We start from the raw sequence: 16,076 nt of genomic DNA, 5'->3' as shown, positions 1-16,076 counted from the left end.
ATGCACTTTATGGAAAAAAACCTGGTTTCGCTGGATGTCGAGGTGAAGGATGCGGAGGAAGCGATTCGCGCGGCCGGCCGACTCCTGGTCGATAGCGGGGCGGCGGAAAGCAGCTACGTGGAAGCCATGTTGACCGCCTTTCGGGATAAGGGCCCCTATATCGTGATCGCCCCGCATATTGCTCTGCCGCATGCCAAAGCGGAGAACGGCGTCAACACGGCCTCCGTTTCCTTCGTCCGGCTGAAGCGGCCGGTGGCCTTCGGCCATCCCGAGAACGATCCGGTCGAGCTCGTGTTCGCACTAGGCTCCTCGTCCAGCTCCGACCATATTGCACTGTTGCGCAGGCTGACCGGCCTGCTGAACGAGCCGGCAAATGTCGAAGCCCTGAAGGCGGCCAAAACCGCCGAGGAGGTCGGGGCTTTGATCCAATGATCCATTTCCCTACAGCAAGAAAACTACATTTCAGGAGGAATTCCCATGAAAATTTTGTGCGTTTGCGGATTAGGACAAGGAACCAGTTTGATTTTGCGGATGAACGTTGAAACGGTATTGAAGGAGATGGGAGTGCAAGCCGATGTGGAGCATACGGACGTCTCCACTGCTTCCGGCATGGCGGCCGATTACATTGTGACCAGCAATGAGCTGGCTCAGAGCCTGCAAGGACACACGGCCAAAATCGTGATCGTCAACAACTACTTCGACTTGAAGGAAATCGAACAAAACTTGCAAGAAGCCATGTGAAAGAGGAGCCTATGCTTCCGAAGCAACGCTCACAGAACAAAGCCTATGCTTCCGAAGCGAGTTTTGTTCGAAGCTCCTCAGGAAGCAACGCTCACAAAACTTTTAGGGGGAAGGCTAAATGAACGCTATTTTTTGGATAGCCACGAATATTTTCGGCACGCCGGCGATTCTGCTTGGCTTTATCGTGCTAATCGGTTTGCTGCTGCAGAAGAAATCGACCAGCCAGGTCATCAGCGGCACGTTTAAAGCGGTGATCGGCTTCCTGATCATTTCCGCCGGCTCCAGCGTCATCGTCGGCGCGCTGAACGTGTTCGAACCGATGTGGAAGGAAGTGTTCGGGCTGCAGGCCGTGAGCCTGGGTCAATTTCTCGGCCAGGAGGCGTTCAACGCCAAGTTCGGCAGCGCCGTCACGATGGCCATGCTGCTCGGCTTTCTGATTAACGTCTTGCTGGCGCGATTTACGCGATTCAAATATATCTACTTGACCGGACACATGATGTTCTGGACGGCCACGGTTTTTGCCGGCATCGTCGTGCATACGGCGGGCGGAGCGGTTCCGCAATGGAAGCTTGTGCTTTTCCTGGCAATCGTGCTGGGGTTGTACTGGACGTTCCAGCCGGCGCTCACCCAGCCGTTTATGCGTAAAATTACCGGCAACGACAATATCGCCCTGGGCCATACCTCGGCTTCGGTCGCTTTGCTCGGAGCTTTGCTCGGCAAATGGTTCGGCAACAAAGAGAACGATTCGGAGAAAATCAAAGTGCCGAAGGGACTTGAGTTTTTGCGCGATTCCAACGTAATTACGGCGCTCAGCATGGGAGTCTTGTTCTTAATCGGGGCTGTTGTTATCTCGCTGAAAGGAACCCCCGGAGCGCAGGAATTGATTGCCAATGCGGGCGATCAAAACTTTATTATGTACTCCATAATTCAATCGCTTACTTTTGCGGGCGGAATCGCTATCGTGCTGCTGGGCGTGCGAATGTTTATCGGGGAATTGGTTCCGGCGTTTAATGGGATCGCGACCAAAATCGTGCCCGGCGCCAAACCGGCGCTGGATTCGCCGGTAACTTACCCTTATGCGCCCAATGCGGTTATTCTCGGGTTTATCGGGGCCTTTGCCGGGGCGTTGATCTGGCTCGTTGTGCTCGGCAATACGGTAGCTTATATATTTGTGCCTACGATGATTGTATTGTTCTTTCACGGCGCTACGGCGGGCGTGTTCGGCAATTCCACCGGCGGTGTTAGAGGGGCGCTCCTGGGCGGTTTGATCACCTCCACGATTGTGGCTTGGGGGCAATTCATTACGGTCCGCTTCCTGATTTCTTCGACGGTGCCGGATACGGCGATGTGGGCGGCCGATTCCGATATGTTCATTCTCGGACCGATCATCCGTCTTCTGGCACAGCTCCTGTTCTAACGTTCCGATGAGCTGCAGACTGAGCGTAATACAACATTTGGGGGGAACATCGAGATGAGCTTCATACGAACACTTGACGCGGACATTGCGCCGGAACAATTGGGATTCACCTATTCCCACGAGCATATCGTCTGCCGTCCGGCGCATTGGTCCGAGCGCGGCGAAGATGATTTATTGTTGGACGATCCGGAAAAATCGAAGCTGGACGTGCTTGACTTCAAAAACCACGGCGGCCAAACCATCGTCGACGCAACGGCGATCGATTACGGGCGAGACGTGCCGGCGGTCTACAATATCATGAAGGAAACCGGCGTTCGTATTGTCGGCACCGCCGGGTTTAACAAAAGCTTTCTCTGGGACGCCAGAGTGAAAGACGAATTGAAGCCGCTCATCGGCAACTATGAGACCTATTATGAATGGATCGAGGCCAAGAGCATCAATGAGTTGACCGATTTTGTCATTCGTGAGGTGGAGGAGGGCCTGGAGGGCACGCCGTTCAAAGCCGGCCAGGTCAAATTCGGCACGGGCTACAACCGGATTACGCCGCTGGAGGAGAAAACGCTGCGGGCCGTCGCCCGTGCCCATCACGAAACGAAGGCGCCGGTCCATTCGCATACCGAGGTCGGGACGATGGGGCTGGAACAAATCGAGCTGTTGCGCAGCGAAAACGTGAACCTAAGCTACCTTAGCCTGGGCCATATGGATCGGAATCCGGACCCGTATTACCATGAGCAAATCGCCAAAACCGGCGCTTTCCTGTCCTTCGACGGCATTGCCAAAATCAAGTACGCACCCGAAAGCACGCGGATCCAGCTAATTCTTGAGCTCGTGCGCAAGGGATATGAGGATCAGATCCTCGTCAGCGGGGATACAGCCCGCAAAACGTACTATAAGCATTACGACTACGGACCGGGCCTGGAGTACATTATCGCCAAATGGGTTCCGAGATTCGTGGATGAGGCGGACCGGGCCGGCTTTGACGGGCGGAAGCTGATTCATAAATTTTTCGTGGCGAATCCGGCAAACTGTTTTGCCTTCAAATTGTAAGGAGGCGTACGGGATGATCTTTCAAGAAGAAAACGCCTTTGACATCGCCGAGAAAATCAAACGCATGCCCTGCGCGATCCTGCCGATCGGCGCGGTGGAAGCCCATGGCCCCCACCTTCCCCTCGGCACGGACAATATGCTGGCCGAACGGCTGGCCCGCCGGCTGGCGGAGCGTACGGAAAGCTTTGTGCTCCCGACGCTCCCGTACGGCCAGGTATGGAGCCTGCAAAATTTTCCCGGCAGTATCAACGTCTCCAACGAGGCATTGATCCGGATGCTGTACGATATCGGGGAAAGCCTGTATCGGCAGGGCCTGCGGATTTATGTGATGCTGAACGGGCACCTCGGCAACGCCGTGGCGCTGAAGGAAGCGGCCCGCTTGCTTTATAGTGATTATCCGGAGCTTAAGGTGTATTACTTCTTCTATCCCGGCTCGAAGCAGGCGATCGAACGGGTGAGGGAAACGCCGGCTTCGCATGCCTCCTATTTCCACGCCTGCGAGCTGGAAACCTCGTACATGCTCTATTTGGCGGGCGAATATGTCGATATGGACAAAGCGCTGAATGACATCCCGAACATCGGCGTCGAGGCCGACTGCACCCCGACGCCTTGGGAGGAATTCACCTCGACGGCCGTGCTCGGCAATGCGGCAATCGCTACCAAGGAGAAGGGCGAGCACGTCATCGAAGCTACTCTGAATGCGATGACGGCCATGATCGAGGGAGCCAAGCAGCGCTTACTTAGCGGGAAGGAGCAGTGAATGCCGATGCTTCATACTTATTTTGATCATCTCCGCCGCATCTTGAATCAGGTCGAGGAGCGGGAAGCGGAGCTAATCGGCCAGGCGGCCCGAAAAACGGCCGAAACGATTATGGAGGGCGGCATTATTCATCTGTTTGGCTGCGGGCACTCCCACATTTTGACCGAGGAAGTGTTCTACCGGGCCGGGGGACTGGTGCCGATCCGTCCCATCTTCGTGGAGAAGCTGATGTTGCATGAGGGGGCGGTCCGTTCCTCCGAGCTGGAGCGGCAAAACGGGCTGGCCGAATCGTTCATGAAGGAACAGGATATTCGTCCGGGCGAAGTGATGTTCGTCCTGTCGACCTCCGGCCGCAACCCGGTTCCGGTCGACGCCGCGCAAATCGCGGGGCAAAAGGGCGCGTTCACGATCGGCATCACCTCCCTGGAATATTCGCAAAGCCAGCCGTCCCGGCACGTGAGCGGCAAGCATTTGTTCAACTCCGTTGATCTGGCTATCGACAATTATGCCGTGAAGGGGGATGCCGTACTAACCCATCCGGGGTTGCGCGTTCCGTTTACGCCAACGTCCACCGTGATCGGGGCGGCGATCCTTAACGGCATCTTCGCCGAGGCCATAGCCCTGATGATCGAGCGGGGCTACGAGCCGCCTGTCTACCTAAGCGGCAATATCGACGGCGCCGACGATCACAATCGCCGTCTGATCGAGCGCTACCGCGACCGCATTCCGCTGCTGTCTTAATCGAACCGCGCTTTGAAGGTCGGATCTGATCCGACTTCGGAGTGCGGTTTTTTCATGACGGCTTGTTTTGGATAAATAAAAGCGCGAAATGCACATGGAACGAGGACGGGACTCATGTTACGTTTACGTTAATTCTATCGGTGCTGAGAATCCGACTTTTTGAACACGCACTTCTAGGAGAACTGGAAACGAAAAAGGAGGCGGCGGAAGCGATGGCGGAGCGCCAAGGTGCTTATTACACGGGCCAATACCGGAATTTGCTGGCCGAATACGGCTATGCTGAGGAGATCATCCAACGTAGGTTGGAAGAGACGTGGCATCTATTGTTCAATGGGGACGAGGATATGCGTTTCTATTATCCGTCAGGCGAGGATATGGGGTACATGATGGATACCGGCAACCTGGATGTCCGGACGGAGGGGATGTCCTACGGGATGATGATGGCCGTACAATACGGCCGACAGGACGTATTCGACCGGCTATGGAAGTGGACGATGACCTATATGTACATGACCGAAGGGGAGAACGCCGGGTACTTCGCCTGGTCCTGCGCGCCGGACGGCAAACGTCTGTCGAACGGGCCGGCGCCGGACGGCGAGGAATATTTTGCGATGGCGCTGCTGTTTGCGTCCCACCGCTGGGGTGACCGTGAAGCGCCGTTTAACTATGGCACCCAGGCGCGGGACTTGCTGCGCACCTGTCTGCACCAGGGAGAAAACGGGGCAGGTTATCCGATGTGGAACCCGGACAACAAGCTGATCAAATTTATCCCGAACTGCGAGTTCACCGATCCTTCCTATCACCTGCCTCATTTCTACGAGCTGTTTGCACTGTGGGCTTATCCCGAGGACCGGACGTTCTGGAAGGAAGCCGCCGAGGCAAGCCGTCAGTACCTGCATCTCTCTTGCCATCCGGTCACGGGACTTGCGCCGGAGTATGCGTATTATGATGGAACGCCCAATAACGAGCGGGGGTTCGGCCACTTTTATAGCGACGCGTATCGGGTGGCGGCCAACCTTGGCCTTGACTGGGAGTGGTTTGCCGCCGATCCGTGGCAGCGGGAGACGGCGGGCAAAATCCAGGCGTTTTTCGCCGATAAGCGGCCGGAGGATTACCGCCGCTACACGATTGCGGGCGAGCCGTTTAACGAACCGGCGCTGCATCCGGTCGGATTGCTCGCCACCAACGCGATGGCTTCGCTGGCGACCGAAGGACCCCAAGCGAAGGCGAGCGTCGAGCTGTTCTGGAACACCCCGGTCCGAACCGGCAGCCGCCGTTATTACGACAATTGCTTGTACCTGTTCGCGCTGCTGGCGTTAAGCGGCAACTACCGGATTTGGATGCCGTGGGGTGAGGCGTAAGCGGAATGGGGAAGGCGGCGGTCGTGTGGAGGGAGTGTGTCGAGGTTTCAGGCTGGCCTCCACCGGCCCCCAACCACCCGTGACCAATCAAGGCATGGTTAACATAATGGACTCTGGTGCGGCTATTGATCTAATCCGAGAGTTATCGGGCCTTACGGACCCCAGCGACGCTATTTAGCCTAATCCATGGGTTATTGGTTTCTAACGGACTCAGGAGTCGTTATTTCGGCGCATTCTCTCTCGCACGCCGTAGTTGAGGCCAAATAAGGACTTTAGTGTCCGTAAAACCGGGCAATCGTCGGGAAATGGGAGAATAGCGTCCTTACGGTCCGTTCCAGTTTAGGTGAGACGGGATCGGCATGCGGGCACCGTGGGCTCACACGAGGTTCATGAGCGCACTAGACGCTAACGCCCGCCCAAGGCGTACCCGCGCGTCAAGCCCTAACGCCCGCCCAAGGCGTACCCGCGCGTCAAGCGCTAACGCCCGCCCAAGGTGTACCCGCGCGTCAAGCCCTAACGCCCGCCCAAGGTGCCCCTGCGCGCCCCGAGGTGCCCCGCGCCCAGGCGCTAACGCCTCACCAAGGTGCCCCGCGGGCCTCAGGCGCTCGTGCCCGCCTGAGGCGTCCCCGCGCACCAATCGTTCAGCCTTTGACGGCGCCGGCCGTTAAGCCGCTGACGATGTATTTTTGGCCGAACAAGTAAAGGATGAACACCGGCAAGGACGTCAACACCAGGTTGGCGAAGATCAGGTTCCACTCCCGACTGTACTTGCCGTAGAAATTGTAGATGGACAACGGCATCGTCCAGGTTGAACTGTCGGTCAGGAAGTACAACGGGATCGTGATGTCGTTCCACACCGACATGAAGACCATGATCGCGACCGTGGCATTCACCGGCAGGATCAGCGGCGTTACGATCCGGAAGAATACGCCGAACACGCTGGCGCCTTCCAGGAACGCGACTTCGTCGAGCGCTTTCGGGATCGTTTTGATAAACCCGCTGTACAGGAACACGCTAAATGCGGTGTTCAGCGAGGCGTAGATCAGAATAACACTGGTGGTGCTGCCGTAGAAGCCAAGCGCCTGCACGATCCGGATCGTCGTAATGATCGACATCGGGGCGATCAGGCCCATAAAGAAATACATGTACAAGGTGTTGGCGAATTTCGTTTCCCGCCGCGCCAGGATAAAGGAGGCGGCCGAGGAAGCGATGATGTTGATCACCGACGAAATGCCCGTAATCCAGAAGCTGTTCCAGAATGCCCGGGCGATTCCGCCTTCCTCAAAAACGCGGGCATAGTTGGAGAACATCCATTTTTCCGGCAGCTTCAGCGAGAAATCGAGCACTTCGGCGCTCGTTTTGAACGAGCCGAAGATCATGATCAACACCGGCAAAATAATCAGCAGCGAAGCCAACAGCAGAAGGCCTTCGACGATGTAGTTACGAATGGCGAGTTTGCGCGTGAATCCCATTATTCGGTGACCTCCTTACGCCGCATGAAGATGAGCAGCGGGATGGCGATGATCGTTACGGCCACGAACAGCAGCGTATTGATGGCCGTGCCCAGTCCCCAGCTTCCTTCGCCGAAGGACCGCAAAATGATTGTACCGACAACCTGGGAAGCGTTGCCCGGACCTCCGCCCGTCAAGACGAAGACCTCGGAGAAGACCTTGAGGCCGCCGATGAGCGTGAGCATCAGGTTGATATTGATCGCCGGCAGCAAGAGCGGCAGCGTAATTTTCGTGAATTTCTTCCAAGAACCGGCCCCGTCGATGGTCGCCGCTTCGTAATATTCCTGGGAGATCGATTGGAGACCGGCCAAGTAAATGGCCATTTGGAAGCCGGCCTGCTGCCAAATCGAAATGATGGCAATGGTCCAGATGACGAGGTGCGGATTGGTGAGCCAGGCTTGGCTTAGCGCGTGCAGCCCGACCGCATCGAACATGCGGTTGATGGCGCCTTCGGTGCGCAAGATCGGCGTAAACACGATGCCGATCACCAGGATGCTGAGAATGGACGGGGAATAAAAAATCGCCCGCAGCAGGTTCCGCGTCTTCAACCGCATGTTGAGCGCGACGGCCAGCGCGATCCCGATCAGGTTTTTCCCGACTACGGTCACGACGGCAAAAATCAGCGTGTTTTTGAGCGCCAGAATAAGCGTTTTATCGGAGAAGATCTTCTGGAAGTTCTCCCAGCCGACAAAATGGATGGTCAGGCGGTCCAGCCGCCAATCGGTAAAGGAATAGTAAAAGCCCGTAAACGCCGGGATCACGAAAAAGATCGAGTAGATCAATAACGCCGGCAGCACGAGATAATAGGAATACAAACTTTTGACCGATGTTTTCGATTTCATGTTCTCTCACCCCACTATAGCCTGGGACAGCATAAAACCCCGGACGGGATTTTATGCTGTCTGCCATTCTTCCGATTTAGAAACCGGGGATTTCTTTATCTTTCATCAGTTGGCTGAACTTCTCGTCCCACGACTTCAGGACTTCTTCCGGCGTTAATCCTCCGGCGAATTGGTCCTGCAGCAGCCGGTACAACTCGCTGCGGTCGACCAGCATGTAGGCGTCGGCCGTCAGTACGGTTTTCTTCGGCGTGATGTAGTTGTCGACGATTTCCTGCTTGTAGGCCGGCAATTCCGGTGTATTGACGTCGTTCAGGTTGGATACGTAACCTTTGGAATCGACGATTTTTTGTGCGATTTCCTTGGAGCCCATGAAGTTCAGGAATTCTTTCGCTTCCGCCAAGTGCTTGGCTTTCTTCGGAATGAACAACTGGCCGCCGAGCGGGCTGGCACCCAGACTGGCGTCCTGCTCGGAAGGGATCGGGAAGACGCCGAGCCGCATGTCCGGATCCTGCTGAAGCACGCCTTCGATCAGCCAGTCGCCCATGAACATCATGGCAACTTCCTTGTTCAGGAATTTGCCGACCGCCATATCGTAGCTGTCGCTCAGGACGTCGGCGTTGGTATAGCCTTGTTTATACACCTCGTACTGCTGCTGCAGGAACGTTTGGAATTCCGGAATGTCGGACCACTTCCTCTTGTTGCTGTTCAGATCGTCGAAGAACGTCGGATCGTTTTTGGATACGAAGTTGGCAAACGCGGCGGCCGGCCAAATATTGGCGGACCAATTGTCCTTATACGGCATGAACACCGGAGTAACCCCGCTCGCTTTGATCTTCTCGCAAACGGCCAGAAACTCTTCGAAGTTCGTCGGAATGGACAGGCCCAAGTCCTCGAAGATGTCTTTGTTGTATACGACGCCCTGCATGCCCGTGTCCTGACTGATATGGAAGCTGTAGATGTGGCCGTTAGCGGAGAGGACGTCTTTGTTCAAAATCCGGGCGGCCCAAGGCTCGTTATCGAGAATCTCGAAGTTACGCTCCAGGTTGAGGTCCGTCGTGGCGCTGGCCAAGTTGTATTGAATGATGTCCGGCGTTTCGTCGACGGCCAGTTTCGTTTGCAGAACCGTTGTCGTTTGTTCGGCCGGGATCAACTGCAAATTCACTTTGATGTTCGTTTGCTTCTCAAACTCGTCAAGCAGATCCTGCTGAATGAAGGCGGAGTCCTGCGAGCTTTTGGAGATGGCTAACTCGATCGTGACTTTGTCTCCCTTGGCGGCGCCTCCATTCGTGTCGTCTTTCGCTGCGTTGCCGGACTTTGTGCCTCCGGAGCCGCAGGCCGCGAGCGATACCGCCAGCAAACCGGCGATGATCGCGATGGTCGTTCTTTTCATGACGTAATTCAAGGCAAATCCCCCTGTCTTTATGATGTGGCTTTGAATGCGTTTGCACTTTGATTATAAAATCCGGGTCAGTTTAGGTACATGTCTGAGGGTGACAGATCATGTGTAAAATTGTGAACTTGTAAACGTTGTCATGATGCGAAGCGAAATGGTACAGTTAAACCATCCAAAACGCAACTAAGGCACAGCAAGGAGGCCTAAGTCAACGTCATGAGACCATTCTTCCCCCGCAAGGATCAGCTTAGCTTGCAAAGCAAAGTATTCCTAACCTTTGTGGCCCTGCTCTTGTTTATTCTCGGTTGCTTCATCGTCTACGTAAATGGGGTCGTCATCAAACCGCTGAAGGAGAAAACGGTGGAGGCCAAGCTCGCGGCGGCGACGAAAGTCGGCCAGCAGCTCGACGACTATGTGGATAGTCAGAACCAGTTGTCTCAGCGGATCTTATCCAGTAAGGACATCTTTACGGTCCTGGAGAGAGGTTACCAAACCGACGTGAACATCGAGCGGCTCAATCAAAGCCGCAGGCTCAAAGATTTGATGTTCCAGGCCATCGGCCCGCGGATGAATATCAAGGACATGGCCATTTACGACAAGGAAGGCCGGCAGATCGTTTCCTACCTTGGGGTACAGGGAGAGGCCGCCTCTTTGGAGGGATATTTAAAGAGGAGCCTCATAGACGGAAGCTGGAGCGGCAGCGGTTTTGTGCTGGAGCGGCAGGGGGAGGAGGCCATTTCTTTTCTTCGCGCGATCAATAACCAGAACGGCAAAGTGTTTGGGTACCTTAGCATCCGGCTCGATGAAGCTTATCTGCAAAGGATGGTACAAGGGGTGGGCGCCGGGGAGGTGTATATTCTCGACCGGAAAGGCCGGTCCATAGCCGGGGCCGCACCGGAGGCGGAGCATGCCGAACTGTCCGAGCAAGACGGGGACAGCGGGGTTTATGTGGACAAATACCGAAATTACGTGGCCTACGCCCGGTCGGATAGCACCGGTTGGACGACCTATCTCGTCACGCCCAAGCAGGACGTGCTCGGACCCGTCAATTCCGTGAAGAACCTTTCCATTCTGCTGATGACTTCGTTGCTGTTGCTGTCCTTCGTTTACATTTATTTTTCCACACGGAACCTGCTGTTGCCCATTCGCAAGCTGCGAAGCCAAATTTGGCGGATCAGTTACAGCAATATGAACATCAAAATGGACAACCGTTCGCAAAATAACGAGCTGATTCTGCTGAACGAAGCATTTCAGGATTTAATGGAACGCCTTCAGGAGTCGATCGAACGGGAGAAAATTGCCCTGCACGAGGAGGTCAAAGCGCGAAACTCCGCGCTCCAGGCCCAGATCGCGCCGCACTTCATTCATAATGTGCTTTATTTGATCAGCATCGCCGCCCAAGAGGGCAAGTCCAACGTCGTCTCCGATATGTGCAAGCATTTATCGGACAGCTTGCGCTACATCGTGTCTTCGCCTTACGCTCACGTAACCTTGGCCGATGAATTGGAACACACGCGGCACTACTTGTCCCTTGTGCAGCAAAAATACGAAGAGGACCTGGTCTGGGAGATCCATGCCGACGAATCGGCGCGAAACGTGCAGCTGCCGCGGCTGGTGCTGCAGCCCTTCGTGGAGAACTGCATCGAGCATGCCTTCACCCGCAGCGACCCGCCTTGGCGGATCGACATCACCGTAAAGCAGTTCAACGGGCTGTGGGCGGTGGAGATCAAGGATAACGGGGACGGTTTTCCGCCCGGGAAAATCAGTGAAATCATGGACAACCTGCAAAGTGCCGACGCCGCTGCCGGAGAGGGAGAGCAGCGCGGCGCCTCGATCGGCAACATGGGCATCGTGAACAGCGTGGGCCGACTGAAGTTAATGTACCAGAACCGGCTGTTTTTCAATCTGTTTAACCATGCCGACGGGGAAAAAGGCGCCACGGTGCAGATCATCGGATCGTTAACGAAGGACTTCTACTGAACGAGGAGGGAACGGTATGTATAACCTGATGATCGTGGAGGACAGCAAGCCGATCTTGCGGAACATTCGAACGCTGCTCGGTTCCCTGGAGCTCCCGGTCCAGGTGGTGGCGGCGGCTGCGAACGGAGAGGAGGCGCTAGAGCTAATCCGGCAACAGCCGGTGGACCTGGTGCTGACCGATATCCGCATGCCGAAGATGGACGGCTTGGCGTTAATCGAACAGGCCAAGCAGCTGCGCCCGGAGCTGATGTTTATTTTGATCAGTGGTTATAACGATTTCGAATACACGCGCAAGGCCATCAATTTGCAGGTCTTCGACTATTTGCTGAAGCCCGTCGAGCGCAAGCAGTTGGCGGAGGTCATGGATCGGGCGCTCGAGCGCCTCCAAAGCCGGATTCCGAGTGAAGCGGAATTATTCAAGGAGATCGTGGAACCGGGTTACTATGAGGAGCTGCAGCTCGGCGACCAATTCCGCCACTACGGAAAAATGCTGATCCTCATCCGGAGGCAGCCGTTTGCCGGCGGACGGGAGCTTTGGAATCCGGAGGGGCTTCAGCAAAGGCTGGATGCCTTATTTGCCCCGCATCCGTGCTGGGTGTTTCCGACCCAAATGACCAGTCAGTTTCTCGTCTTGGTGCCAAGAACGGCTGCGGACAAGTATTCCTCGATGTACGAATGCCTCGAGTCGGTCCGCCGCGTCCTGGAGGCGGGGGGGTTAGCGGCGACGGTCGGCGGGCAACTGCAGGCCGGCGATCCGGACGGGCTGCCCGAGCTGTATCACCGTGTATCGGGCATCCTGGACCAGGGGCAGCGCATCCACCAGGGCGTCGTCATCGACACGGAAATTCTGCAGGCGCTCGGCGGTTCGGAGGGGCCGGATTTGGATCGGGCGACGGCGGCTGCCTTCACCGAGCTCATCCTGGGGCGGAGGAAGGAACAGTTCTTGTTAAAGCTGAACGAGCAATTGGCCAAATGGGCCGGCGACAATATTCGCTTGGCCGAGCTGGAACGGTTCGTCGCGCTAGTGGTCGACGCCTTCTCCCGAGCTTGGGGCGATCAAGCGACCGGGCACCGTCTGGAGCTTGAAGCGACCTCCCGGCGTCTATTGGAGGCGGACAGCTTCGATCGGTTTTGCCGCGAATTTCAGGAGTGGGCCAAGCAATCGTTTGAACGGGTGCAGGCGCAAAATCGGAAAAGCGGAGAGGAGCTGTTCCGGCAGATTGAGGAGTACGTTAGGTTGAACTTGTACTCGTATCTGTCGATTGCCGATGTGGCGTTGAAATTTCACGTCAGCCCCTCGTATATCAGCCGGGTGATGAAGAAATACGCCCAAAGCACGTTCGTGCAGTATTATACGGCACTGAAAATCAAAGAGGCCTGCAGGTTGATGGCCTGCAAGCCGGAAATGCGAATCAAAGAGGTGTCCGACGCCTTGTCGTTCAGCGATCAGCACTATTTCTCCAAAGTGTTCAAAGAGTACACGGGCTACAGTCCATCGGATTATAAGGAGCGTTGTCCCCCGAACAGCTCCGACAGCAGCTCGTAAGAACGCAAGCGGGCCTTATGGTCGTAGACCTGGGCGGCGACGATGATTTCGTCGGCTTCGGTTTCCGCCAGCAGATGCTCCAGCCGGTTACGCACCGTCTCCGGCGAGCCGATTGCCGAATAGCTGAGCTGGCGTTCGACGAGAGCTTGCTCCTGCGGCGTCCAGTCCAGTTGATCGACAGGCGGGCTAAGTTGCGCGGTACGCCGGCGGATCAGGTTAAGGAACTGCTGCAACTGGGAGGTGGCCAGGCGGCGGGCCTCCGCCTCGGTCTCGGCGACGATCACGTTAACGCCGATCATCGCGTAAGGCTTCGCCAGCTCCTTCGACGGGCGGAAGTGCGTGCGGTACAGGTCAAGCGCCGGTAGCAAGTAATCCGGCGCGAAGTGGCTGGCGAAGGCGAAGGGCAGCCCGAGCTGGGCGGACAGCTGCGCGCTGAAGCCGCTGGAGCCGAGCAGCCAGATCGGGATGTGGAGGCCTTCGCCGGGAATGGCCCGGACCCGCATGGAGGAGCCCGATACGGGCTGAAAATAATCCCGTAGCTCGGCGAGTCGCTCCGGAAAGTCCTGGCCGTCGCTGCCCGGTCCTCGCCGCAGCGCATGCGAGGTCAGCGGATCGGAGCCGGGCGCCCGGCCGAGGCCGAGATCGATGCGGCCAGGGTACAGTGACTCCAGCGTGCCGAACTGCTCGGCGATAACCAGCGGCGCATGGTTCGGCAGCATGATGCCGCCGGAACCGACGCGGATCTTCTTCGTGCCGCCGGCGACATGGCCAATGACGACCGAAGTTGCCGAGCTGGCGATGCCGGGCATGCCGTGATGCTCCGCAAGCCAGTAGCGATGATAACCCCAGCCCTCCGCGTGCCGGGCAAGGTCCAGCGTGTGGCTCAGCGATTCGGCAGCGGTGCTGCCGGCGGTGATCGGCGCCAGGTCGAGGATCGAGACAGGAATATGGGGTAGACGATGCGATGAATCGTGAGTTGCAGTTGTCCGTGGTTCGGGCATACAATCAAGCCTCCTTAGGCAGGAAATCGTTGCGAAAGCCTAATTTCTATTATAATCGAATTTTAAGTAAATAAGCGAAAAACAATAATCAATTCGATAACAGTTTTGAATGGGAGGAAAATATGAGCGAACGTTTGATGATCACCAATCCGATCTTGCGCGGCTTTAACCCGGACCCTTCGATTTTGCGGGTCGGGGACGACTATTATATCGCGACCTCCACCTTCGAGTGGTTTCCGGGCGTACAGATCCATCATTCCCGGGACCTCGTCCACTGGCAGCTGATCGGTCATCCGTTAACGCGGGTATCGCAGCTCGACATGCTGGGCAACCCCGGTTCCTGCGGGGTTTGGGCCCCTTGCCTCAGCTACGATAACGGCGTGTTTTATCTCATCTATACCGATGTCAAAAGCCGGCACGGCGCATTCAAAGATACGCCGAATTATCTGGTGACGGCCACCGATATTCACGGTCCCTGGTCAGACCCGGTCTACCTGAACAGCAGCGGCTTCGATCCCTCCTTATTCCACGATGACGACGGACGCAAATGGCTGGTCAACATGTTATGGGATCACCGCAAAGGGAAAAACCGTTTTGCCGGAATCGTGCTTCAGGAATACGATCCTCAACAACGGAAGCTGGTTGGCCCGGTCAAAAATATTTTTAAGGGTACGGAGCTTAGGTTAACCGAAGGCCCGCATTTGTATAAAAGAAACGGCTACTACTACCTTCTCACGGCCGAAGGCGGCACGTATTACGATCATGCGGTTACGATGGCCCGGTCGCGCTGCATCGACGGACCGTACGAGGTCGACCCGGCCAATCCGATCCTGACGTCGTCGGGCAAACCGCATCTGGCGCTGCAAAAAGCGGGACATGGCTCGCTGGTCGAGACGCAGACGGGCGAGTGGTACATGGTGCACTTGACCGGACGGCCGACGAAGGACATCTACTGTACGCTTGGCCGGGAAACGGCGATCCAGCGCGGCGTGTGGACCGAAGACGGCTGGTTCCGGTTGGAGACCGGCGGCAATGAGCCGCAAGTGCAAGTTCCGGCACCTTCGCTGCCGCCGCACCCGTTCGAGCCGGAGCCGGAGCGGGACGACTTCGACGGCGGTGACGAGTTGGGCGTCCATTGGAGCACGTTGCGCATTCCGGCCACGGAGGACTGGCTGACGCTGCGCGAGCGTCCCGGCTTCCTGCGGTTGTATGGCCGCGAGTCGATGAACTCGCTGTTCCGGCAAAGTCTGGTGGCGCGGCGGCAGCAGTCGTTCCGTTGCCTGGCGGAGACCGCGGTGGAGTTCGAGCCGGAGACGTTCCAGCAGATGGCCGGCCTGACCGTATTTTACGATACGAACGATCATGTCTATTTGCGCATTTCCCGCGATGAAACGAAGGGCAAAAGTCTGAATCTCATCCGGATGAAAGATGGAGTATACGATGAGCTGCTGGAGGAGGATATTTCTATTGAGGGCGCTTCGCGCTGCTGGCTGCGCGTCAATATCGAACGCGAGAGGGCACGCTTCTATTACAGTCTCGACGGGGAGACCTGGCAAACCGTCGGCGCGGCGGTGGACGTCCGCCACCTGTCCGACGATCCGGCGGAGAAAGTGCGCTTCACCGGCACCTTCCTCGGCGTATGCGCCCAGGACCTCAGCGGGATGCGCAAGCCGGCCGATTTCGATTACTTTATTTACAAGGAGCTGGATTAAGCTTCGATTCGCCTATCCGGATGC

Annotated in this window: 14 protein-coding genes; 10 read left to right on the top strand and 4 right to left on the bottom strand. The window is 56.6% G+C overall.

Annotated features, from left to right (window positions below):
- From ACZF99_RS24910 to ACZF99_RS24880, 7 genes are all read left to right on the top strand, one after another.
- Complete coding sequence (locus ACZF99_RS24910; RefSeq protein WP_483607562.1) at positions 1 to 432, top strand: PTS sugar transporter subunit IIA; 432 nt, start codon at positions 1 to 3, stop codon at positions 430 to 432.
- A gap of 45 nt (positions 433 to 477) precedes the next feature.
- A complete protein-coding gene (locus tag ACZF99_RS24905) occupies positions 478 to 741 on the top strand; it encodes a PTS sugar transporter subunit IIB (protein ID WP_483607561.1) in 264 nt (87 codons plus the stop codon).
- A 118-nt stretch (positions 742 to 859) separates the two neighbouring features.
- Complete coding sequence (locus ACZF99_RS24900; RefSeq protein WP_483607560.1) at positions 860 to 2,158, top strand: PTS ascorbate transporter subunit IIC; 1,299 nt, start codon at positions 860 to 862, stop codon at positions 2,156 to 2,158.
- A 54-nt stretch (positions 2,159 to 2,212) separates the two neighbouring features.
- The gene (locus ACZF99_RS24895; RefSeq protein ID WP_483607559.1) at positions 2,213 to 3,205 is read left to right on the top strand and encodes a phosphotriesterase family protein; all 993 of its coding nucleotides are present in this window, start codon (positions 2,213 to 2,215) and stop codon (positions 3,203 to 3,205) included.
- Between the two features lie 13 nt (positions 3,206 to 3,218).
- Complete coding sequence (locus tag ACZF99_RS24890) at positions 3,219 to 3,965, top strand: creatininase family protein (protein WP_483607558.1); 747 nt, start codon at positions 3,219 to 3,221, stop codon at positions 3,963 to 3,965.
- 6 nt (positions 3,966 to 3,971) lie between these two features.
- Positions 3,972 to 4,706: an SIS domain-containing protein gene (locus tag ACZF99_RS24885; protein ID WP_483612962.1), complete on the top strand. Its 735-nt coding sequence runs from the start codon at positions 3,972 to 3,974 to the stop codon at positions 4,704 to 4,706.
- A gap of 212 nt (positions 4,707 to 4,918) precedes the next feature.
- Entirely contained in the window at positions 4,919 to 6,067 is a 1,149-nt protein-coding gene (locus ACZF99_RS24880; protein ID WP_483612960.1) for a family 8 glycosyl hydrolase, read from the top strand.
- A 641-nt stretch (positions 6,068 to 6,708) separates the two neighbouring features.
- Here ACZF99_RS24880 and ACZF99_RS24875 read toward each other — a convergent pair.
- The 3 genes from ACZF99_RS24875 to ACZF99_RS24865 form a co-directional block, all read right to left on the bottom strand.
- Positions 6,709 to 7,539 (bottom strand): carbohydrate ABC transporter permease, encoded by an 831-nt coding sequence (locus ACZF99_RS24875; protein WP_483607557.1) that lies wholly within the window; start codon positions 7,537 to 7,539, stop codon positions 6,709 to 6,711.
- Positions 7,539 to 8,420: a carbohydrate ABC transporter permease gene (locus ACZF99_RS24870; RefSeq protein WP_483607556.1), complete on the bottom strand. Its 882-nt coding sequence runs from the start codon at positions 8,418 to 8,420 to the stop codon at positions 7,539 to 7,541. The genes ACZF99_RS24875 and ACZF99_RS24870 overlap by 1 nt, the downstream gene beginning before the upstream one ends.
- Positions 8,421 to 8,496: 76 nt before the next feature.
- The gene (locus tag ACZF99_RS24865) at positions 8,497 to 9,810 is read right to left on the bottom strand and encodes an ABC transporter substrate-binding protein (RefSeq protein ID WP_483607555.1); all 1,314 of its coding nucleotides are present in this window, start codon (positions 9,808 to 9,810) and stop codon (positions 8,497 to 8,499) included.
- Between the two features lie 219 nt (positions 9,811 to 10,029).
- On the opposite strand from ACZF99_RS24865, the gene ACZF99_RS24860 reads away from it, so the two are divergent.
- Both ACZF99_RS24860 and ACZF99_RS24855 read left to right on the top strand, forming a co-directional pair.
- Positions 10,030 to 11,793 (top strand): cache domain-containing sensor histidine kinase, encoded by a 1,764-nt coding sequence (locus ACZF99_RS24860; protein ID WP_483607554.1) that lies wholly within the window; start codon positions 10,030 to 10,032, stop codon positions 11,791 to 11,793.
- A gap of 16 nt (positions 11,794 to 11,809) precedes the next feature.
- The gene (locus tag ACZF99_RS24855; RefSeq protein WP_483607553.1) at positions 11,810 to 13,339 is read left to right on the top strand and encodes a response regulator; all 1,530 of its coding nucleotides are present in this window, start codon (positions 11,810 to 11,812) and stop codon (positions 13,337 to 13,339) included.
- Here ACZF99_RS24855 and ACZF99_RS24850 read toward each other — a convergent pair.
- A complete protein-coding gene (locus ACZF99_RS24850; RefSeq protein WP_483607552.1) occupies positions 13,294 to 14,340 on the bottom strand; it encodes an LLM class flavin-dependent oxidoreductase in 1,047 nt (348 codons plus the stop codon). The two genes, ACZF99_RS24855 and ACZF99_RS24850, sit on opposite strands and share 46 nt — an antisense overlap.
- A 122-nt stretch (positions 14,341 to 14,462) precedes the next feature.
- Between ACZF99_RS24850 and ACZF99_RS24845 the strand changes: the two genes are divergently transcribed.
- Positions 14,463 to 16,052 (top strand): glycoside hydrolase family 43 protein, encoded by a 1,590-nt coding sequence (locus ACZF99_RS24845; protein WP_483607551.1) that lies wholly within the window; start codon positions 14,463 to 14,465, stop codon positions 16,050 to 16,052.
- Positions 16,053 to 16,076 lie beyond the last annotated feature (24 nt).

Source organism: Paenibacillus sp. JL3B1040 (assembly GCF_057063165.1).
This window is presented reverse-complemented; position numbering and strand designations above follow the sequence as displayed.